This is a genomic window from Parabacteroides sp. KHUB-02 (assembly GCF_056640955.1).
The window spans coordinates 191,412-211,908 of the sequence record NZ_JBWQEV010000001.1; the positions used below are offsets into that span (position 1 = coordinate 191,412).

Genomic DNA, 20,497 nt, shown 5'->3' on the forward strand with positions numbered 1-20,497 from the left:
GAAGCTGGTCTCTTCGGGTTGATGTCCGGTCAAAATCTTGATAATGAAATTAAGGTGGCTATAGCACGAGGGATCCACCTCTTCCCATTCCGAACAGAGAAGTTAAGCCTCGTCACGCCGATGGTACTGCGTAACAGTGGAAGAGTAGGTAGCCGCCGTCTTAGGTGAAAGGAGTCAGTCGAAAGATTGGCTCCTTTTTTTGGTATATACACCAGCCGTTGTAGAGATGTGGCGTGCCGCATCTTATCGGCTCACCCGATAAACCTGGGGGATTAAGCATACAGCTTTGTAAGTCTGAAAAGAAAGAATTTTATATCCGTTACTCCTCTTAAAGCAGCTCTAAACGCCTTAATTTTAGCATTAAAAGACTCTGCAAATGCATTAGTTGCCCTGTTTACAAAGAAGTTCAAGACTTCATCATAGTGCTCGTAAAGTGTGGCGGCAATAACATTGAAACTCTTAAAGCCAGAGTCGTCCACTTTGTTGTACCATCGTGCAAGCGAGAGTCTTGCTGCATCTTTGACGGTATTCTTGGAAAATATCATTCTTAGGGAATGTGTAAGCGAATAGGCTTCTTTAAGATCAGGATACGTTTCAAAGAGCACCTCAGCTCTTTGTCTCTGACTTTCCGTCCATTTGTCGGCAGATTTAAAAAGCAGATATCTGCTGCGAGCCAACAACTGCTTGTGGGTATCACCATTTGCAAGCACAATTGGAGTGTATGCTTCGCCCAGGCATTTGGCTTCTTCCCTGGCATCCGTGTCTGCTTGAATGGCATCCCATCTATGCGCGATACGCATCTCCTGCAAGGCATCACATGCAAGTTTCTGTATATGAAAGCGGTCTATGGTACGCATTGCATTCGGGAAACAGCGTCTGGCTATAAGTCGCATGGAATTCGACATATCCATTGTTATCTCCTTAACCAACAGTCTCTTGTCCTCGTCAATGCGCATAAGTGCTTCCGTGACAGCATCTGCCGCCACACCCTTTACAATAGCAATGATGGTACCTTTACCTCCACGTGAAGATCTGTTGCTTACTATAGTGTACAGCTCACCGTTGCTTGGAGCCGTTTCGTCAATGCAGATGCTTTCACCAATGTTCTCTGGAAAGACAAGCCAGTCTTCTGCATGTGAGAGTTCTGACCATTCACGATAGCCGCTGAGCACTTCCTTGTATTGCTTTTCAAACGTATCCCCGTTTATGTGATAATAGCGGTCAAGCGAACGGGAGGTCGTAGGAATCGTCTCCATACACTCCTTTTAAAAAAGCCGCAAACTCCTTGGAGTAGCGGGTTTCTTCAGCCTTCAGGTCGTAAGAGTCGGAGAAGTATCGGTTATTCTGCTTGTCATACCATTTGCGTCTTCTGACAATTAGGTCAACACCTTTATCGCGGATTGGAAAGTCACGTATAGTTACGGCTTCACAGAACCCTTTGGATTCAATCTCTGGGTTCTCTTTATATTCAGCCTTAACCGATTCATCAAGATAGATGCGGATAAGGGATGCCTCTTCTTCTACACGTACTACTTCAAAATTTGAAAGTATCTCTGATGGCAGAATCAACTGTGCCAATGCTAATAGTCCTTGATTGTTCATGGTACAAAGGTGCAAATTTTCTATAGAATTAAAGAATTTTCCCCCTGATTTATCGGGTGAGCCATCTTATCCTTTCGAAATGTGCCGGATTTTGGTTAATCCAGCACTAATTTTACGATAGCCCCGTAAGAGGGTACGTTCTTAAAAGCGTCTTGCAAAGGATATTCGCCAGCGTAGACCCGGGCACAAGTCAATACCCCGCCATGTGCGAACAGGCATACCTTTTGCAGCCCGCTTTTGCGAAGCTCATTCAAGAAGTCGCTAACCCGGTCGTATTGATCTTGTAGGGATTCACCATTTGGAGTCGGGTTATTAACCCAATCCTTAAACCAAGCCTCTGAGCGGGGATCGGAGGATAGCTCATTCCATGACTTCATTTCCCACTCCCCGAAATTCACCTCCTTGATACGGTCTTCTCTTTCCGCCTCCGGAAAACCGCAATAATTAGCTAAGCGCACGCAGCGGGTAAGGGGACTTGTCCAAACCTTATCGAACGTATGATCGCTCAAGCCTTTTTTTACCTCTTCCGCCTCTTCCTCGAAGGTCGGTTTCAATGGAACATCGGTTTGCCCGTAGGCGTAGCCGGCGGGAACATCGACAGAGGTATGTCTGATTAAATAAATCTCCATAATTATATAGTTTGATAGATGATCACGAAACCCATATAGAAGCTTAACTCACAAAGAAGAAAAGTCGCTCCACAGCAGTCTCCCGTATATCCTTGTATCTTTCTCTTCATGAAAGAGGTGAGGAAGTACCAAGTGATAACCGGGAATATACCCGCTAGTAAGTAAACAGGTTGGGGAAGCCATAATAATGGTAAGAAAGCACAAATGATGCTAAATACATATTCTCGAGAGGTCATTCGGCTATATACGGTCTTGTTCTTGGCTTCCTCCTCTTTCCTTGCGTAAGGCAGGCGATTGATGATCATGCTGGAGACGCCTTTGCAAAAAGGATCTCCAGCCAGTATGGCACATCCCGCTAGCTCGATCGGGAGACTGCTTACTAGTAGGTAGAACAGTCCGAAGTAGAAAATCAGTCCGATTACCCCATAGCTGCCTATATGCGAGTCTTTCATGATCGCCAATATGCGTTCCCGGCTCGTGCCGCCGCCGAAACCATCGAAGAAATCCGCCAGCCCGTCCTCATGCAGGCAGCCGGTTATCAGCAATCGGGCAATCATGGCGCATAAGATCGCCACGGATGGCGGAAGAATCAAGGAGGTAGCGTACAATACCAATACCGACAAACCAGCCGTCAGCCAACCGACCAACGCCCAATGGCTCACGATATTCTTGAAACAGGCCGCCGGAACCTCCGCCAACCGCCAGAACGGTAACCGAGTAAAGAATATAAACGCAGCGAGTATCCGCAACATATCAGAAATATTTGGTGATTGCCGCTTGCTTGAAACTATGCATCTCGTTGATCATGCGAACGGCGGAGTCGAGTATCGGGTAAGCGCATACCGAGCCGGAACCTTCTCCCAGCCGTAGCCCTAGATCGAGCAATGCTTTCGCCCCCAAGAAATCCAGTACCCGTTTATGCCCGGCCTCGTCGCCGCAATGCCCGAATACGCAATACGATTGCATCTCCGGATATAAGCGGGAAGCCACCAATACGCAATTCGTCATGATAAAACCATCCACGAGGATAATCATCTTCAGTTCGGCGGCACGCAACATGCCTCCTACAGCCATAACCATCTCATACCCTCCGAAGTAGCGCATTACATCCAAGGCGCTTCCATCCCCTTTGTAATTCTCCAACGAGCGTTTCAGTACGTTGTATTTATGCCGTACGCCTTCGCTGTCCAGTCCGCTACCGGCCCCCACACAGTCGATCAATGGGATTTGCGTGAGGCAAGTCATCCACATGCTGGAAGCCGCCGTATTCCCGATACCCATCTCTCCGAAACTGATCACGTTACAGCCTTCGTTGTAACAATCCGTCACGATATCGGCTCCGTATTGAAGGGCTTTCTCCATTTCCTCCACGGTCATGGCCGCCTCGTGAAGAAAGTTACGGGTTCCTCCCTTGCGCACCTTGCGGTCGATAAGTTGGGGGATAACGGGGAAATCGAAATCCACGCCGCCATCCACGATCTTCAACTCAAACCCATGCTGGCGGGCAAGGTAGCAAACTCCCGCTCCTCCGTTCAAGAAATTATGGATCACTTGGCGAGTTACCTCCTTGGGAGATTTGCTTACGCCCTCGTCGGCGATGCCGTGATCCGATGCATAGGTTACGTTCACGGGATGACGCAAGACAGGCGATAAGGTTTGCTGGATCAATCCCACTTGCAGGGCGAGCGCCTCGAGCGTTCCCAATGAGCCTTTCGGCTTTGTCAGATTATCGATCTTGTCTTGTAAAGCGGCCTCCAGCCCTTTGTCCGGGGCCTCGATGTGAAATTGTATCATGATAGTAGTATTTTATATAAGTCGTTGTTCTTATTCCTTGATCTTGACGGGGATTCCGCTGACCATCAAGACAACCTCGTCCGCCTTCGAGGCGATGTATTGGTTGAGCCAGCCTTGCATATCGGTAAATTTCCGTTGCACCTCGTCTATCGGCACACCTCCCATACCCAACTCATTTGTCACGAAGATCAGGCAGGCATCTTGCCGGGAGAGTTTATCGAACTCCGCTTTCAGGAGGGAGAGGGATAATTCCACGTCGCTTTGATTATCGAAGAAGAAGTTCGTCCCCCAAAGGGTTACACAATCGATCACCACGACACGACCGGTAAGATCATGACAACTTAGGTATTTCTCCTCCTCTATATTGGTCCACTCGGGTCCACGGTCTCGCTGGTGGCGTTCCACCCGCTTCCGGAACTCCTCGTCCCAGATTCGGGAGGTAGCTAGGTAAACCGGTTTGGGCGACAGCGATAAGGCGAGCCTCTGTGCGTATCCGCTCTTGCCGGACCGCTGTCCTCCAGTCACTAAGATCACTTTCTTACTCATCGCCTTCGTGATTCCTGTTTTTCCGGTGGGCGGCACGTTTAGCCTTGTTGATCGGATTGTTCTTGCTCGTCTTCCGAAGGGCGGCCGATTTCGGGTTGGCGGCGATCCGCTGCGCCACCGCCGATTTGCTCAGTGCCTTTCCGAACTTGGGGCGTAAGGCATCCCGCAATAACTTCTCCTCGTCGGTAAGCTTGGCGGTCTTGGATTTCCAGCCTCCCTCTTTCTGCGCCTTACGGGCGGCAGCGTATTTATTGAACTTTCCGAACTTCTCCATTTTAGCGCCTTCATGGCCTCCCTTGTTCTCGGGTTTCGCTTTCCGGAGCGTGCCGAGTAATTCTTTTTCTTGCTGCATCTCCTTTTTCTCCTCCTCTTGCAGGCGGATATATTTCTCTACGTTCAAGCGTTCACCGTCCACCAATACGACATCCTCTGCCGTGACCTTCTGGCCTACGTGCGGTTGCTTGCCGTTTACGGTTACCCGTTCCATCTCGATGAAATTGTCCGCTTCCCGGCGTGAGCAAACACCGGCTTCGCTTATCAGTTTGTTTAATCTAATTTCCATATTATTAATATTATATTATTAGTAAAATAAGGGTGACGATCACACCCATCAACAGTTCCGTATTGCTATTCACTTGAATGGCGATACGCATATCCTCGGTCGTGAAAGGCCTCGCGTTCGTCCCGATATAAGGCTTCTCCACCGGTTTGCCGAAATAATCGTGCGTCCCCCCGAACTGGCAGTCCAAGACCGCCGCCAAGGCCGCTTCTGGATAACCGGAATTGGGGCTTGCGTGTTCAGGGCCGAAACGCCGTACGAAATCCCTTTTCCCCCAATTATTGGAGACCAGCAACATCAAATAGGCCGTGAGGCGGGCCGGGATGTAATTGGCGATATCGTCGATTAGCGCTGCTATCCGTCCGAACTCTAGGTAACGCTCATTCTTATAACCGATCATCGAGTCCAGTGTATTCACCATCTTGTAAGCCATCATCCCCGGCAACCCCAGCAGGGCGAACCAAAACATCGGGGCGATCACGCCGTCGCTCAGGTTCTCGGACAAGGTCTCCAACGCCGCCGCCCGTATCTCTTGCGGCGACAGGTTCGAGGTATCCCTCCCAACGATCCGCGCCACTTGCCGCCGTCCTTCTTCCGTGCTACGGTCCACGGCCTCGAACACCGCCTTCACTTCCTTGATAAGCGTCTTTCCGGATAGGCAATAAAATACGCCGACAGCCGTCAGCAACCCACTGAACTGCGGATGTATGATCCAAGCCCACGACAATATCCACTCGCAGATTAAATACACGCCAAGGATAAGCACGACTGCCAGTATGCCGCCTTTTAGGACCCGCTCGGAGCCTTTATTCAACTCTTTCTCTCCGGCGCTGATCGCTTTGCCAAACCATACGATCGGATGGGGCCAACCTTCCGGGTCTCCCAGCAACCGGTCGGATAACCAACCGCCCAAAAAGGGCACGATCTTGAGTAAATTGATAGAATGATGTAACCAATACATATTGAATGTCATTGAAGGAACAAACTTAGACAAAAAAAAGAACATAAGGAAGCGGTAAGCGATTCTTCATCACACATTAGGCGAAAGAAACCTACATTTAAAGGATTTCGAGCGTAGACTTTCATATTCTATCAGCTGTTGTATGATCATCCACCATCCGTTGCATGATCTTCTAACAGTTGGTGGATGATCATACAACGGATGGTAGAAGATGAATAGGTACGGAGAAAACGGCTAAAGGATGCCTTTAGAAGCCTTAAATCTTCGGGAAGGGAGGGCTTGATATACGGGGGATTTCTTTCAATTTTGTATTTATTAACAAGAAAAGCGTTCTTACGGCCGGTTATTATTACTTTATTTGCTCCCACCGTATCGTGAAAGGAGTTAATCGAGATGACAGATGAAAAATCCATTTTAGAACAATTTGCCGCTGGAAATCATACCGCTTTCCGGGAATTGTTCATGCGTTACCATCTGAAAGTCTATTATTTCGTGCTGGGACTCGTGAAGTCCGAGAGCGATGCCGAGGACTTGACCCAAGAGATTTTCCTAAAGCTTTGGACACATCGGAGTCGTTTCACGGAAGTGAGGACGTTCGGTTCCTACCTCTATGTGCTGGCGAAGCATACGGCGTTCAATTATATCGAATCCCGCCGGGTGAATCTCGTGAGCTTGGAGAGTGCTTCGGAGGAAGACGAGGAGCGAAGTACGCCTTATGAGGATTTAGTCGCTAAGGATTTGCGATTGTTGGTGGATATGATTGTAGAGACCATGCCGCCACAGCGGAGGATGATCTACCGGATGAGCCGTAATGAGGGATTGTCGAACACAGAGATCGCCGAGAATTTACAACTCTCAAAAAAGACCGTGGAAAAACATTTGAATCTAGCGTTAAAGGAATTGCGGAACGTAGTATTGACTTTCCTTCTTGTTATGATATGTTAATGAATTGAGGGTGAAGTGAGAAAAGTAGGTCCTATAAACAAGATAAAATAGAAAAGCAGGAATGAGTCCTATAAAAAAGATATTAAAATACTTTTTCCATCATTCGTTCTCCGGGGAGATGGTGGATCGGGTACATCAACGATTGGCGGAGCCGGGAGACGAACGGGAAAAGGAAGAGGTTTTACGGGAGATCTGGAATGAGATCGGTTTTCCGGAGGCGGATAAACGAAGCGAGATGGCTTTCGCCCGGTTGGAGAATACATTGGACGTGAGGCCCCGTCCCTGTCTGCGTATCCCGGCATGGGTACGTATCGCCGCTATCTGGCTGATTCCTTTGTTGTCGTTGGGTGTTTCTTATTATCTATACAGGGATGCGCGGGATGTCAAGAAACTGGCTTTTATGGAACAGTTCGTGCCTTCCGGCAAGCGGGAGCGGATCACCTTGCCCGATGGTAGCGAGGTTTGGTTGAATTCCGGTACCTTGCTGCTTTATCCTTCTGACTTTATTGGGGATAAGCGGGAGATCTATCTGGTGGGAGAGGGATATTTCAAGGTGCGAAAACGCCCCGAGCAACCTTTCATCGTGCGGACGAAAGCGATGCGGGTACAGGTGCTGGGCACCGAGTTCAATTTATCCGCCTACCCGGACCAAGAGAAAATAACAACGACCTTGGAGGAAGGTTCCTTGAAGATCCTTCCCGATGATCCCTCGGTGGCTCCATGTATATTGAGACCTAACGAGCAGCTTGTCTACATCCCTTCCCGGGGAAAGATGGACGTGCGGCAGGTGGTGGCCTCGGATTACTCGGATTGGAAAGAGGGAGGCTTGTTGTTTAACAACGACTCTTTCGAGGAAATCTTGAAAACCTTGGAACGTGTCTACAACGTGAAGGTGCATTTGCGTACTTCCGCTTATCATTCCAACCGGCTTACGATCCATTTCAATAAGCATGAGTCGTTGGAGAACATCATGATGTTGGTCAAGGAGATGATACCCGGCTTGGAGTATCAGATCAAAGAGGATGGGATCTATATTGATTGAGTTAAGGAGATATTAGGCTTTTATAATTCGTTAACGTTTTTCCGTTGGGTGCGCTCCTCGTTTCCCTTGTCCTAATAGCGAGTACGTACTACAAAGGAGATATAAATGTTTAACTAAAAAATCTAATATCGCATGAACAGGAATAAATCTATACGTGTCGCTATTCTTTGCCTAGGGGTATTAGCTATGGGATGTACAAAAAAAGAATCTCAAAAGCTTCACTTAGAAAAGTTAGATGTAGATTGTAAACCAATGAATGTTGTGTTCATATTGTCCGATGATCATCGTTATGATTATATGGGGTTCATGAATACTATTCCTTGGTTACAGACACCTAATATGGATAGAATGGCAGCTCAAGGCGCACATTTAAAAAATGCGTTTGTTACTACTTCATTATCATCGCCAAGTAGAGCATCTATTTTGACAGGTATGTATTCACATTCGCATACAGTTGTAGATAATACAGCTCCGTTACCGGAAGGCCTTATTTTCTTTCCTCAATATTTGCAAGAAGCAGGTTATAAAACAGCGTTTTTTGGAAAATGGCACATGGGGAATGATTCTGGAGATCCCCAGCCTGGATTTGATCACTGGGAGGGTTTTAAGGGACAAGGAGAATACTATAATCCACGTATTAATACAAATGGAAAGTGGATTCAATATGAAGATAGTACCTATGTCACAGATTTGTTGACAGAGCATGCTATAAATTTTATCAAGAAACAGAATGAGAACCATAATCCTTTTTTTGTCTATTTATCTCATAAAGGAGTACATGGGCATTTCTTACCGGCAAAGCGTCATAAGGGTTGTTATAAGGATAATGAACTGATACTACCTGCGACTATTAATACACCCAAATATGGGATTACTCAATTACCTACGATTGACCCTCAAACGGGTAAAGCTGCTCATGGTAAAAATTTCTATGGTGAGAATATGAGTCCTAATTGGGTGAAGAATCAACGAGAAAGCTGGCATGGAATAGATTATGCTTATCATGGGAAATCTTGGGAGACGCAGGTCCGAAATTATTGTGAGACTTTACGTTCGGTTGATGAAAGTATAGGATCTGTATTAGATTATCTAATAGAAAATGGTTTAGCTGAAAATACACTAGTGATCTATATGGGGGATAATGGCTTTGCGTGGGGTGAACATGGATTGATTGATAAGCGTCAATTTTATGAGGAATCTGTACGTGTACCGATGTTAGTGTGGTCTCCTTCTTTATTTAAAGGAGGGCAAGTGATAGAGCAAATGATACAAAATGTAGATGTTGCTCCGACTATACTGGCTTGTGCGGGACTTGATAAAGCTGAGCAAATGGTAGGGCATTCATTTCTACCCCTACTGAGGAACGAGCAGGTGGAATGGAGAAAACGTGTTTTTTATGAGTATTATTGGGAGCATGAATTTCCACAGACTCCAACTATGCATGGTGTGCGTACGGATGATTATAAATATATTCGTTATCATGGAATTTGGGACACCAATGAATTTTATGATTTAAAGAATGATCCGGATGAGACTACTAATTTGATAGGAGCTCCGGAATATCAAGAAATAATCAAGCAATTAAATCATGATCTGTATGATTGGCTAGAGTCTACTGGCGGTATGTCAATTCCTTTGAAACGAACAGAACGCCCTCATAATGACCATAGAAATCAGGGATATTATTAACTAATTCTAATAATAAAATGAATTATAGTATGAAAAAACATCTTATATATTTATTTGTTAGTGCCTTTTCTGTTATTTCTGTACAAGCTCAAAAAATAACATTAAAAGAAGATAGCATATCTTTGAAACAAGCATTTAAGAAACTGGAAGCTGTTTCGAAGTATAAAATAGCTTATAATGATAGCCAGATAGATATGTCTGCGATTGTTACAATAAATCAAAAGGACAAGGATGTATTAGAAGTCTTATCTGATTTGTTGAAGAACACAGGACATACGTATAAAATAAATGAGAATTATGTAATTATAATACCTAAACAAAAAGAATCTTTACAAACGAAGAAGCAGGTTTCGGGTATCATTCTTGATATGACAGGTGAACCTGTTATTGGAGCAAATGTGGTTGAAAAAGGAACGAGTAATGGAACAATTACAGATATAGATGGCAATTTCGTGCTGGAAATAGGAGCAGAGTCCGTACTTCAAGTTTCTTTTATAGGTTTTAATACTCAAGAAGTTCCAACTGAGGGAAAAACGAGTTTTTCTATTAAGCTAGGTGAGAATACTCAGGCTTTGGATGAGGTTGTTGTTGTTGGTTATGGTACAATGAAGAAAAGTGACTTGACAGGAGCTGTATCTAATGTAAAAGCTGAAAGCTTGCTGAGTAAACCTGTAGTGAATGTCGGACAAGCTTTATCTGGAAAAGCGGCAGGAGTAGAGATTTTTGAGAATGGTGGAACAACGGATGGAAAAGTAAGGGTTCGTATTAGGGGTAATAATTCAATCAATTCTTCAAATGAACCTCTGTATGTTGTAGATGGTGTAATTGGGGTAAGTAATATCAATTTATTAAATCCTAGTGAGATTGAGTCGTTGGAAGTCTTGAAAGACGCTTCTGCTACAGCTATTTATGGAGCTCGTGGAGCGAATGGTGTGATTATGATTACGACAAAACGAGGATTAAAAAATGAGAAAGCTCAAATATCCTATGATGGCTATATTTCCATAGGAAAAATAGCCAGAAAATTAGACTTGATGAATGCGGAAGAATGGTGGGAGAATTATAACATAACGATGGATAATGGCCAAAAATATGATCCGGTAGGTTATATGCAAGGTAAATATAAAAAAGTGACTCCGGCAGATTTGCCTAATTTATTTGATGCGAATGGAAATCCTCTATATGATACGGATTGGCAGGATGAAACCTATCAAACAGCTATTAATCATAGCCATCAAGTCAGTATTCGCGGTGGAGCTGATAAGACTTTATACAGTGTTCATCTGGGCTATTTACATAAGGATGCCCTGATGCGTAATGGATACTTGGATCGTTACACGGGTAGAATTAATTTAGATTCACAGCTTCGTGAATGGTTAAAGATGGGGGCTAATATGTCTTTTAACTATAATAAAGGTAATGATAATTATCAATTTGGCGGGGTAAAACGATTCGTTCAAGAAGCAATACCTTTAATTCCTGTAAAGTATCCTGATGGTTCTTGGGGAAGTAATCGTGATTTTCCGGGAGCGGTACAAGATACGCCTTCTAGGTATTTGGAGGAAATGGTGAATGAGACGTCTAATACACAGACTATCGCAGATCTTTACTTGGATTTTAAAATAACAAAGGATTTAAATTTTAAAACGACTTTCGCTGTCGATGCTAGTTTTAAGAAACGTAATTATTATGCGGGGAAAGAATTGGTTATGTCTGGAAAAACAGAAGGGGGTATTGCGACAATTGATACGGAAAAGCAAATCTATTGGCAGAATGAGAATTACTTTAATTATAATAAGGAATTTAATAATAAGAGTCGCTTAAATGTGATGCTAGGATTGAGTTGGCAACAACGTCTAGCGGAAATGGTAAGTTCTACTTCTCAAAATTTTAGTGATGATTTCTACCAATGGCATAATTTAGGGGCTGGAACAGTTACCATGCCATCGGAGTCGAGTGACTACGGCTGGTCTATTAATTCCTATTTTGCACGTGTAAATTATTCATTAAAAGAACGATATCTTTTTACAGCTACAGGTAGATATGATGGTTCTTCAAAATTTGGAAAGAATAATAAATATGCGTTTTTCCCCTCTTTCGCTTTTGCATGGAGAGCCTCAGAGGAAAGCTTTTTGAAAAGTATCCATTGGCTAAATAACTTGAAAGTTCGTACAAGTATAGGTGAAACAGGTAACCAAGAAATTGGGAATTATGCTTTCTATCAAAATTTAGGAACGAATAATGTTATTTTTAATAATGCATATAATTCTGCTTTGTATCGCAGCTCTTTTGGCAATCCGGATTTGAAATGGGAGAAGACTTTACAATGGGACGCAGGTGTTGACATAAGCGTGTTGAATCAACGTATTGATTTATCTTTAGATTACTATTATAAGAGAACAAATGATTTATTATTGAATGCTCCTATTCCTAGTTCCTCGGGATTAAATACAGTTATGCGAAATATAGGTTCTGTACAAAATCAAGGATTTGAGTTAACATTAAATACTCATAATATAAAAACAGATGATTTCAATTGGACATCTAGCGTGCTATTTAACGTGAATAGAAATAAGATTTTGAAATTAGGAAAGAATGATGAAGACATTTATCCGGAACCAAGACACCCTCAAGGAGAATTGCTTATTTTACGTGTCGGTGAACCGGTTGGTTCCCTTTGGGGATTACGTCGTTTAGGTACTTGGGGAGAAGATGAGGCTGAAGAGGCTGCAAAATATAATCGTTTACCGGGAGATTTGAAATATGAGGATTTGAATAATGATGGTGTTATTAATAGTGAAGATAATACGATTATAGGTTGTACATCTCCTGATTGGACCATGACGGTGTCTAACACGTTTATATATAGAAATATTGATTTTTCTTTTGATATTAGATTTGTCTTTGGAAATGATGTTGTTAATTGTGTTACGCATACTGCAGAAGATCGTTCTGGTGTTGCTGGTGGATTCAAGTCATGTCTTGATGCTTGGACTCCCTCTAATCAAAATACAATGATAGCTCAGCGTCGTCCGATGAAATCTTATTATGATTCTTATCCTGATTCGCATTGGATGCAAGATGGATCGTTTGTGCGAGGACAAAATTTTGTGCTTGGATATACTTTTAGTAAAAGTCTGCTTAAAAAAATCAAGATACAAGATTTAAGAATTTATGCAAGTGCCCAAAATCTATTTTGTATTACTAAATATAAAGGATATGATCCGGAAGTAACTTCTTATGAAGATGCTGCTTTTGGGCAAGGTTTAGATACTTTTAGTGAACCAAAAGCTCGGACTTTTACATTTGGGTTGAATGTTAAATTCTAATATATTAAAACTATGAAGACTAATAAATCTTATATTATTGGATTATGGGTTTTTCTATTGACTGCTTGTAATAGCTTTTTAGATGAACAACCTACGGGAACAATGACAACGGACTCTAAATTAACAAGTAAAGAATCAGCTTTAGCGTTGACTAATTCTGTCTATTTAGAAAATACGGTTTTTGACAAGGCTGTACCTGGGTGGGGATGTAATACTGTCTTGTTATTAGAATATATGACAGGTAAAGCTACGTCGGAAAATTCTCAAACAAGTTATAAAGATTTTCAAGATTTACTGGTAAGTGATAGATCTTTGTATATTGAGGATTGGTGGGTAGGTTGTTATGCCGGAATTGCAAATTGTAATTTGGCTCTTCAAAAACTTAAGGAGTTTACAAGTTTAGAAGCTTCACTTATTGATGGATATTTGGCTGAAGTAAAATTTATGAGAGCCTTATATTATTTCTATTTAGTACGGATTTTTGGAGATGTGCCTAAAATTACAACGGTACAATCTGAGCTGGATGAACTTCAAGTTTTTCGTTCTCCTGTAAAGGAAATTTATGATGAAATTATTATTCCGGATTTATTGGAAGCAGAACAATCCAGTTTGGTGTTTAGTGATCATACGGGACGTATCTCGATGGCTGCTGTTAAAGCTCTTTTGGCAGATGTATATTTAACTTATGCGGGTTATCCTTTGTTGGGAGGTGAGTCCTATTTCAAGGAATCAGCCAAACGTTCATTGGAAATTATAAATTCTACAGAATACACTCTTTTTGAAGATTACGAGGGTTTGAGACTTCCAGCAAATAACAATAAGGGGGAATTTATTTATCAAGTACAATTTTCTTTGAATAAACTGCATAATGATGCGGTATGCTTATTTTTGCCGTCTCGTTCAGGAATGTCTGCTTATAATTTGGAATACGGTAGTTTAATCCCGACTCAAGAATTCGTGGAAAGCTTTGAGAAAGGGGATAAGCGTACGGAAGAGAAGCAATATTTCTTTACGAACTACAAGGGGCATCCGAGTAAGTTCTCTCCGGGAGCGGCTGAGTTGGAGTTTATGGATTTGAATGGCTATTATATCTATAAGTTTTTTGATCAAGTGGCTATTGATAATACGGCGAAGTCAGACTTGAACTGGAGTGTATATCGTTACACGGATGTATTATTAATGTATGCGGAAGCGCAAGTGAACGCGGATGGTACTCCGAACCAGCAATCCATCGATATCGTGAACCAAATACGAGGAAGGGCCGGATTAGCGCCGTTTAAGCAGACCAACGCAAGCGCATTCTTGGAGGAAGTCTGGGACCAACGTTACTTTGACTTATGCTATGAGAATAAGATGTGGTTTGATATGCTACGTACCCGTAAGATCCGGGATGATAAATCCGGGGAATATGTGGACTTTATCGGCTATAAGACGAATTGGGGTAAGGTGTATACGGAAACCCAGCTATTGTTCCCGATTCCATTAAGCGAACGGCAGGCGAATCCGAACCTGACTCAGAATCAAGGTTATTAACGAATAGAAAATAATATATGAAGATCAAGTTGTCTTTATTAGCCACCGGTTTACTATATGTGCCGGTGGTGTTCGCCCAAAAGCACCCCAATGTCGTGATCATTCTGGCGGATGATATGGGCTACGGGGATGTTGGATGCAATAATCCATATGCTAGGGTACGTACGCCGGCCATCGATCAATTGGCCCGGAACGGTATCCGTTTTACGGATGCCCATTCTGCGGGTGCGTTGAGTGGGCCTTCACGCTACGGTTTAGTGACAGGACGTTATTTTTTCCGTACGCCGAAGAAGTCCGAGTATTGGGGGTACTTGTCTCCATATATCGAACCGGAGCGTTTGACGATCGGTTCCTTGATGCGTAATGCCGGCTATACGACCGCTTGTGTCGGGAAATGGCATCTAGGGCTCGACTGGCAGTTGAAAGATGACTCGAAACCACAGATTCTTACCCCTAAGAAATTTGGTTATACGAATACGGATTTCTCCGCCCCTGTAAAAAGAGGCCCTACGGAATTAGGGTTTGACTATTCTTTCATCCTTCCGGCTTCCTTGGATATGCCGCCTTATGCGTTCGTGCGCAATGACCGTGTCGTGGACCCGGATGTCATCTTGACGGCGGACGCTTATCCGAAGAAACAGGATGAGACGGTTTACGCTTGGGATCGTAAACATACGAACGAGAATGATATTTATTGGGAACGGGGCGTTTGGTGGCGTAACGGAGAGATGTCGCGCTCCTTTAAGTTTGAGGAATGTTTCCCGACAATCGTAGATGAGGGTATCGCTTTTATCGATCGGGAAGGACGAAAGGACAAGCCATTCTTTTTATATATGCCGTTAACCGGTCCGCATACCCCATGGCTGCCCACCGTTCAGTTTAAGGGATTTACCGAGTTAGGTACCTATGGCGATTTTATGGGCGATATCGATAATGTCGTGGCTCGGGTGAATGCCAAACTAAAGGAATTAGGTCTGGAGAAGAATACGATTGTCATTTTCGCCAGTGATAACGGAGGCGCATGGGAAGAGGAGGATATCCAGCAATACGGGCATCAAAGTAACTGGAGCCGCCGTGGGCAGAAAGGTGATGCGTGGGACGGCGGTCATCATGTTCCGCTGATTGTTCATTGGCCGGATCATATCAAGTGCCCCGGAGTCTGTACCCAAACGGTTGGCTTGGTAGATATATTGGCTACATTGGCGGATTTAACCGGGCAATCCCTTCCTAAAGGACAGGCAGAGGATAGCTTTAGCTTTAAGAAAGTATTGGATGGTGATATGAATGCCTCGACGAGAGACCAGATCATGTACTTGTCCGGCTCCGGCAAATTAGCGATCAAGAAGGGAGATTGGAAATATATCGATTGTCTGGGCTCCGGTGGTTTTACGGCTCCCGCCTGTTTATCCCCGGTGAAGAATGGACCGAAAGGCCAACTTTATAATATGCGGACCGATTCTTTGGAGAGTAATAATCTCTTCTTGCGTGAGAAAGGCATTGCGAATGAGCTTTCCGCGTTGTTGAAGAATTTGTTGGATCAAGGATATAGCCGTCCGCAATAAAGGTAATCTTGATTAGGCAAAAAGTTGAATCGAATGACAAAGTTAGGCGTATTGTTTAGTGTTTTGGGGGTGGGGGCCGGTTGTATTCCGGCTTTCGCTCAAAAACAGCTCCCCAATATCATCGTAATGTTATCGGATGACCAAGGTTGGGGCGATTTGGGCTTCACGGGGAATACCTTCGTGCAAACTCCTAATATAGATCGTATCGCTCATGAGGGAACGATCTTGGAGAATTTTTATGTCTGTCCGGTGTCATCCCCGACAAGGGCGGAGTTCTTGACCGGACGCTATCATGTACGGAGTGGCGTTAATTCTACGACCGGGGGAGGCGAGCGCTTTAATCTGGGAGAGAAAACGATCGCGGAATATTTCCGGGAGGCCGGATACGCTACCTCTCTATTTGGAAAATGGCATAGTGGTACGCAATATCCCTACCATCCGAACGCAAGGGGCTTCGAGGAGTTCTATGGTTTTTGTTCCGGGCATTGGGGGAATTATTGGAACCCGGTGTTGGAACATAACGGAGAGATTATTTCGGGCGAGGGCTTTATCATAGATGATCTGACCGATAAAGCCTTGGATTATATACGTGATCATAAAGAACATCCATTCTTTATGTTCTTGTCTTATAACACACCTCATAGTCCGATGCAAGTCCCGGATAGTTGGTGGAACCGTGTAAAAGATCGTACCTTGTCGCAGCGAGCTACTTTCCCGGAGCAAGAAGATACTACGTTTACGAAAGCGGCTTTGGCCTTGGCCGAGAATTTAGATTGGAATATCGGACGTGTATTGTCTTTGTTACATTCATTGGATTTGGAACAAGAGACGATTGTTATTTATTTCTCGGATAACGGCCCGAATAGTTTCCGGTGGAATGGTGGGATGAAAGGGCGAAAAGGCTCTACGGATGAAGGGGGTGTTCGTTCGCCGTTTTGTATCCGTTGGCCGGGACACATAAGGAAAGGGGCCGTGGAAACCCAGTTGTCCGGGGCTATAGACTTAATCCCTACTTTATTAGGTTTGGCGGGAATAGAATATACCCCGTTAAGGAAACTGGACGGAATCGATTGGGGACAGCGATTGCTGGATGAGAAAGCTCCTGCTATGGATCGGGTTTTATATAGTTATTGGGGAGGTAAGACGAGTGTGCGTATCTCATATTATCTATTGGATGCGGAAGATCATTTATATAAAACGGATATAGATCGTGCGCAACGGAAGGATGTATCGGATAAAGAACCCGAGATATATGAGCGGATGAAGCGTTATTTGAATTGGTTTAAGGATGAGTTACTGGCGGATTTCCCGAAGAAGGATACCCGTCCGTTTATAATCGGTCATCCGCAGGAAACCTATTCAAAGCTACCGGCCCGAGACGCGAGGATATCTGGCCCGATCGAACGCTCCAACCGTTATCCGAATTGTTCTTATTTTACGAATTGGAAAAGCCCGGAAGCGGAGATAAGCTGGAATGTGGGGGTTGAGGAATCCGGCTTGTTCGAGGCTTTTATCTATTATACTTGCGATAAACGAAATATAGGCTCTACTTTTGAACTTCGTACGGACCGGGATGCCGAGAATCTTGTATTTACATTGGATCAAGTAAATGACCAACCCATGCTCGGTGCGGATTTGGATAGGGTTCTCCGGGAGGAGTCTTATGTGAAAGGATTTGCTCCTTGCTCTGTCGGTACGATTCCTCTATCGAAAGGTACGGCCACTTTATCCTTGCAAGCGAAAACGATCCGGAATGAGGAGGCCATGAATTTTTGGATGTTGGTGCTAAAACGAGTGAAATGAGTCTGAGATTGAAAAAAGTTGTATAACTATTTGGCAGTTATCAAATAATCACTACCTTTGCACCGCAAAATTTTTTATTAATCAATATTAAACAGCGTTTTATGAACAATTACGAAACCGTTTTCATTTTGACTCCCGTTTTGTCTGACGCTCAGATGAAGGAAGCGGTAGAGAAATTCACGAACCTTCTGAAAGCTCAAGGAGCTGAGATCGTGAATGAAGAGAACTGGGGCTTGCGCAAGTTAGCTTATCCTATCGACAAGAAGACAACAGGCTTCTACCAGTTGGTTGAATTCAAGGCAGATCCTAGTGTTATCGCTACGTTGGAGTTGAACTTCCGTCGTGACGAGCGTGTGATCCGCTTCTTGACTTTCCGTCAAGACAAGTATGCCGCAGAATATGCAGCTAAGAGAAGAAATCTGAAATCATCTAAAGAAACAGTAAAGGAGAATAATTAATTATGGCAGCAACTCAATCAGAAATCAGATATTTAACTCCGCCTTCAGTAGACGTTAAGAAGAAAAAATATTGCCGTTTCAAAAAGAACGGTATCAAGTATATCGATTATAAGGATCCTGAATTCTTGAAGAAATTCTTGAACGAGCAAGGTAAGATCCTTCCGCGTCGTATCACTGGTACTTCCTTGAAGTTCCAACGTCGTGTGGCTCAGGCTGTAAAGCGTGCTCGTCACTTGGCTTTGCTTCCTTACGTAACCGATTTGATGAAATAATTAATTAAGAGGAGACAGAATATGCAAGTTATTTTGAAAGAAGATGTAGTGAATTTAGGCTACAAAGACGATATCGTAACAGTAAAAGACGGTTACGGACGTAACTTTCTAATCCCCACGGGTAAGGCAGTGATCGCTTCAGAGTCTGCTAAGAAAGTATTGGCTGAGAACTTGAAGCAACGTGCCCACAAATTGGCTAAGATCAAGGAAGACGCTCAGACTTTGGCCGCTAAGTTAGAGGGTGTAGCTTTGACGATTGGCGCTAAGACTAGCTCTACAGGTACGATCTTCGGTTCTGTAACGAATATCCAAGTTGCTGAGGCTTTGGCTAAGGCTGGTTTCGAGAATATCGATCGTAAGATTATCTATATCAAGGAGTCTGTTAAGGAAGTAGGTAGCTATAAGGCTGTTTTGAAACTTCACAAAGAGGTTTCCGTTGAGGTTCCTTTCGAGGTTGTTTCTGAATAATAGATACTTTAATATATCATAAAAGAGGGTAGTTTCGAAACTGCCCTCTTTTTTTGTTTTAATTATAAAAAAAGACATCTGTCAATCAGCAAAAAAGCGCTACATTTGTTCCCGAATTTGCAATAATTTTAGAAAGTGAGCAAAAAGTCTTTTCTATATATTAACTTGCTATTTGCGTTGTTTTTTTTCTTGCCCGGACTTCAGGCGAGAGAGAAGACTTTTACGGTCGTGATCGATGCTGGGCATGGCGGGAAGGATCCGGGCGCTAGAGGGGCGAATATTAATGAGAAGGAGATAAATCTCGCTGTCGCCTTAAAATTGGGTCGATTGATAGAGAATAACGCGGAGGATGTGCGTGTGATCTATACTCGTAAGACGGATCGTTTTATCGAGTTGGACGAACGTGCGAATATAGCGAACCGGAATAAGGCGGATCTTTTCGTGTCTATCCATACGAATGCCGTAAAGCGTGGAAGTACCGTGCAAGGTACGGAGACGTATACGCTGGGTTTGGCCCGTAGCGAAGAGAACTTAGAGGTGGCTATGAGCGAGAACTCAGCGATCTTGTTGGAGGATAATTATCAACAACGGTATGAGGGATTTGACCCGAACTCTTCGGAGTCATATATCATTTTCGAGTTTATGCAGAATAAGCATATGGAGCAAAGTATTAGTCTGGCTTCCGAGATACAGAAATCGTTCGGGGCTTGTAAGCGGGTAGACCGTGGCGTAAGACAGGCTGGTTTTTTGGTGCTTCGCAAAACGAGCATGCCCAGTGTTCTGGTCGAGTTGGGGTATATCTCGAATCGTCAAGAAGAGCAGTTCATGAGAACCGCCGCCGGACAAAATAAATTGGCGGAAGCGTTGTACGATGCTTTTTGCAAATATAAGAAGAATTACGATCGTCGTAAAGGAAATTTTTCCGGAGTTGTCGCTGCTCCCGTAGCGAATGAGGAAACTCCGCCTCCGGGGAGCGAGGCTGATATCTTAAATAAAAAACAGCAAGCCACAAGACAGAAAACCTCAGTTTCTTCTACCACTTCCGTGAACAGGAACACGAAAGGAAAGGTTATATATAAGATACAATTCTTGACTTCCAATAAGAAGCTTCCTGCGAACTCCCGGTTATTTAAGGGGTACAAGAACGTGGATTTCTATGTGGAGAAAGGTATCTATAAATACACGTATGGCGAGACTTCGGATTTTAACTCGATCCGGAAGATGCGCCGAACGATCGCTAAGGATTTTAAAGATGCCTTCATCATCGCTTTTAAGGATGGGAAGAAGGTGAAATATTAATGATAT

19 protein-coding genes and 1 rRNA gene are annotated in these 20,497 nt (G+C 43.7%); 12 read left to right on the top strand and 8 right to left on the bottom strand.

Translation table 11 applies throughout. The annotated features are described in order from the left end of the window. Positions 1-50 precede the first annotated feature (50 nt). Positions 51-161 (top strand): 5S ribosomal RNA (gene rrf / locus ACYIA1_RS00925). Between the two features lie 111 nt (positions 162-272). Here rrf and ACYIA1_RS00930 read toward each other — a convergent pair. The 8 genes from ACYIA1_RS00930 to cbiB all read right to left on the bottom strand — a co-directional run bounded on the left by ACYIA1_RS00930 (position 273) and on the right by cbiB (position 6,103). Continuing rightward, entirely contained in the window at positions 273-1,256 is a 984-nt protein-coding gene (locus ACYIA1_RS00930) for an ISAon1 family transposase (protein WP_016270043.1), read from the bottom strand. After that, entirely contained in the window at positions 1,222-1,602 is a 381-nt protein-coding gene (locus ACYIA1_RS00935; protein WP_016270338.1) for an ISAon1 family transposase N-terminal region protein, read from the bottom strand. The genes ACYIA1_RS00930 and ACYIA1_RS00935 overlap by 35 nt, the downstream gene beginning before the upstream one ends. Positions 1,603-1,697: 95 nt before the next feature. Beyond that, complete coding sequence (gene cobC / locus ACYIA1_RS00940) at positions 1,698-2,231, bottom strand: alpha-ribazole phosphatase (RefSeq protein ID WP_005855050.1); 534 nt, start codon at positions 2,229-2,231, stop codon at positions 1,698-1,700. Positions 2,232-2,233: 2 nt separating this feature from the next. After that, entirely contained in the window at positions 2,234-2,983 is a 750-nt protein-coding gene (locus tag ACYIA1_RS00945) for an adenosylcobinamide-GDP ribazoletransferase (protein ID WP_008774499.1), read from the bottom strand. Position 2,984: 1 nt separating this feature from the next. Then, positions 2,985-4,025 carry a nicotinate-nucleotide--dimethylbenzimidazole phosphoribosyltransferase gene (gene cobT, locus ACYIA1_RS00950; RefSeq protein ID WP_443899346.1) on the bottom strand — a complete coding sequence of 347 codons (1,041 nt, stop codon included), beginning with the start codon at positions 4,023-4,025 and terminating at the stop codon, positions 2,985-2,987. A 30-nt stretch (positions 4,026-4,055) separates the two neighbouring features. Then, positions 4,056-4,571, bottom strand: a complete 516-nt coding sequence (locus ACYIA1_RS00955; RefSeq protein WP_122297646.1) for a bifunctional adenosylcobinamide kinase/adenosylcobinamide-phosphate guanylyltransferase — start codon at positions 4,569-4,571, stop codon at positions 4,056-4,058. Continuing rightward, positions 4,564-5,133: a S4 domain-containing protein gene (locus ACYIA1_RS00960; protein WP_005865462.1), complete on the bottom strand. Its 570-nt coding sequence runs from the start codon at positions 5,131-5,133 to the stop codon at positions 4,564-4,566. The genes ACYIA1_RS00955 and ACYIA1_RS00960 overlap by 8 nt, the downstream gene beginning before the upstream one ends. Positions 5,134-5,143: 10 nt before the next feature. After that, entirely contained in the window at positions 5,144-6,103 is a 960-nt protein-coding gene (gene cbiB, locus ACYIA1_RS00965) for an adenosylcobinamide-phosphate synthase CbiB (RefSeq protein ID WP_270229010.1), read from the bottom strand. 381 nt (positions 6,104-6,484) lie between these two features. On the opposite strand from cbiB, the gene ACYIA1_RS00970 reads away from it, so the two are divergent. From ACYIA1_RS00970 to ACYIA1_RS01020, 11 genes are all read left to right on the top strand, one after another. Next, complete coding sequence (locus tag ACYIA1_RS00970) at positions 6,485-7,036, top strand: RNA polymerase sigma-70 factor (RefSeq protein WP_480334078.1); 552 nt, start codon at positions 6,485-6,487, stop codon at positions 7,034-7,036. Positions 7,037-7,097: 61 nt separating this feature from the next. After that, on the top strand, positions 7,098-8,078 hold the full coding sequence (locus ACYIA1_RS00975; RefSeq protein ID WP_480334080.1) for a FecR family protein: 981 nt from the start codon (positions 7,098-7,100) through the stop codon (positions 8,076-8,078). 132 nt (positions 8,079-8,210) lie between these two features. After that, complete coding sequence (locus ACYIA1_RS00980; protein WP_233524074.1) at positions 8,211-9,767, top strand: sulfatase family protein; 1,557 nt, start codon at positions 8,211-8,213, stop codon at positions 9,765-9,767. Positions 9,768-9,796: 29 nt separating this feature from the next. Then, the gene (locus tag ACYIA1_RS00985) at positions 9,797-13,096 is read left to right on the top strand and encodes a TonB-dependent receptor (RefSeq protein WP_233524076.1); all 3,300 of its coding nucleotides are present in this window, start codon (positions 9,797-9,799) and stop codon (positions 13,094-13,096) included. A 102-nt stretch (positions 13,097-13,198) separates the two neighbouring features. Beyond that, positions 13,199-14,629 (top strand): RagB/SusD family nutrient uptake outer membrane protein, encoded by a 1,431-nt coding sequence (locus ACYIA1_RS00990; protein WP_480336307.1) that lies wholly within the window; start codon positions 13,199-13,201, stop codon positions 14,627-14,629. Between the two features lie 17 nt (positions 14,630-14,646). Beyond that, entirely contained in the window at positions 14,647-16,191 is a 1,545-nt protein-coding gene (locus ACYIA1_RS00995; protein ID WP_480334083.1) for a sulfatase family protein, read from the top strand. Between the two features lie 33 nt (positions 16,192-16,224). Further along, the gene (locus tag ACYIA1_RS01000; protein ID WP_480334085.1) at positions 16,225-17,994 is read left to right on the top strand and encodes an arylsulfatase; all 1,770 of its coding nucleotides are present in this window, start codon (positions 16,225-16,227) and stop codon (positions 17,992-17,994) included. A gap of 101 nt (positions 17,995-18,095) precedes the next feature. Beyond that, a complete protein-coding gene (rpsF, locus tag ACYIA1_RS01005; RefSeq protein ID WP_005865478.1) occupies positions 18,096-18,452 on the top strand; it encodes a 30S ribosomal protein S6 in 357 nt (118 codons plus the stop codon). Positions 18,453-18,454: 2 nt separating this feature from the next. Then, on the top strand, positions 18,455-18,724 hold the full coding sequence (rpsR, locus tag ACYIA1_RS01010; protein WP_005637107.1) for a 30S ribosomal protein S18: 270 nt from the start codon (positions 18,455-18,457) through the stop codon (positions 18,722-18,724). Between the two features lie 21 nt (positions 18,725-18,745). After that, on the top strand, positions 18,746-19,192 hold the full coding sequence (gene rplI, locus ACYIA1_RS01015) for a 50S ribosomal protein L9 (RefSeq protein WP_005855078.1): 447 nt from the start codon (positions 18,746-18,748) through the stop codon (positions 19,190-19,192). A gap of 135 nt (positions 19,193-19,327) precedes the next feature. Next, positions 19,328-20,491 carry an N-acetylmuramoyl-L-alanine amidase family protein gene (locus tag ACYIA1_RS01020; protein WP_009018600.1) on the top strand — a complete coding sequence of 388 codons (1,164 nt, stop codon included), beginning with the start codon at positions 19,328-19,330 and terminating at the stop codon, positions 20,489-20,491. Positions 20,492-20,497 lie beyond the last annotated feature (6 nt).

Bases quoted from the DNA above. Each gene is read 5' to 3' on its own strand.
- ACYIA1_RS00930 (WP_016270043.1), bottom strand. From the start codon at position 1,256: ATGGAGACGATTCCTACGACCTCCCGTTCGCTTGACCGCTATTATCAC.
- ACYIA1_RS00935 (WP_016270338.1), bottom strand. From the start codon at position 1,602: ATGAACAATCAAGGACTATTAGCATTGGCACAGTTGATTCTGCCATCA.
- cobC (WP_005855050.1), bottom strand. From the start codon at position 2,231: ATGGAGATTTATTTAATCAGACATACCTCTGTCGATGTTCCCGCCGGC.
- ACYIA1_RS00945 (WP_008774499.1), bottom strand. From the start codon at position 2,983: ATGTTGCGGATACTCGCTGCGTTTATATTCTTTACTCGGTTACCGTTC.
- cobT (WP_443899346.1), bottom strand. From the start codon at position 4,025: ATGATACAATTTCACATCGAGGCCCCGGACAAAGGGCTGGAGGCCGCT.
- ACYIA1_RS00955 (WP_122297646.1), bottom strand. From the start codon at position 4,571: ATGAGTAAGAAAGTGATCTTAGTGACTGGAGGACAGCGGTCCGGCAAG.
- ACYIA1_RS00960 (WP_005865462.1), bottom strand. From the start codon at position 5,133: ATGGAAATTAGATTAAACAAACTGATAAGCGAAGCCGGTGTTTGCTCA.
- cbiB (WP_270229010.1), bottom strand. From the start codon at position 6,103: ATGACATTCAATATGTATTGGTTACATCATTCTATCAATTTACTCAAG.
- ACYIA1_RS00970 (WP_480334078.1), top strand. From the start codon at position 6,485: ATGACAGATGAAAAATCCATTTTAGAACAATTTGCCGCTGGAAATCAT.
- ACYIA1_RS00975 (WP_480334080.1), top strand. From the start codon at position 7,098: ATGAGTCCTATAAAAAAGATATTAAAATACTTTTTCCATCATTCGTTC.
- ACYIA1_RS00980 (WP_233524074.1), top strand. From the start codon at position 8,211: ATGAACAGGAATAAATCTATACGTGTCGCTATTCTTTGCCTAGGGGTA.
- ACYIA1_RS00985 (WP_233524076.1), top strand. From the start codon at position 9,797: ATGAAAAAACATCTTATATATTTATTTGTTAGTGCCTTTTCTGTTATT.
- ACYIA1_RS00990 (WP_480336307.1), top strand. From the start codon at position 13,199: ATGACAACGGACTCTAAATTAACAAGTAAAGAATCAGCTTTAGCGTTG.
- ACYIA1_RS00995 (WP_480334083.1), top strand. From the start codon at position 14,647: ATGAAGATCAAGTTGTCTTTATTAGCCACCGGTTTACTATATGTGCCG.
- ACYIA1_RS01000 (WP_480334085.1), top strand. From the start codon at position 16,225: ATGACAAAGTTAGGCGTATTGTTTAGTGTTTTGGGGGTGGGGGCCGGT.
- rpsF (WP_005865478.1), top strand. From the start codon at position 18,096: ATGAACAATTACGAAACCGTTTTCATTTTGACTCCCGTTTTGTCTGAC.
- rpsR (WP_005637107.1), top strand. From the start codon at position 18,455: ATGGCAGCAACTCAATCAGAAATCAGATATTTAACTCCGCCTTCAGTA.
- rplI (WP_005855078.1), top strand. From the start codon at position 18,746: ATGCAAGTTATTTTGAAAGAAGATGTAGTGAATTTAGGCTACAAAGAC.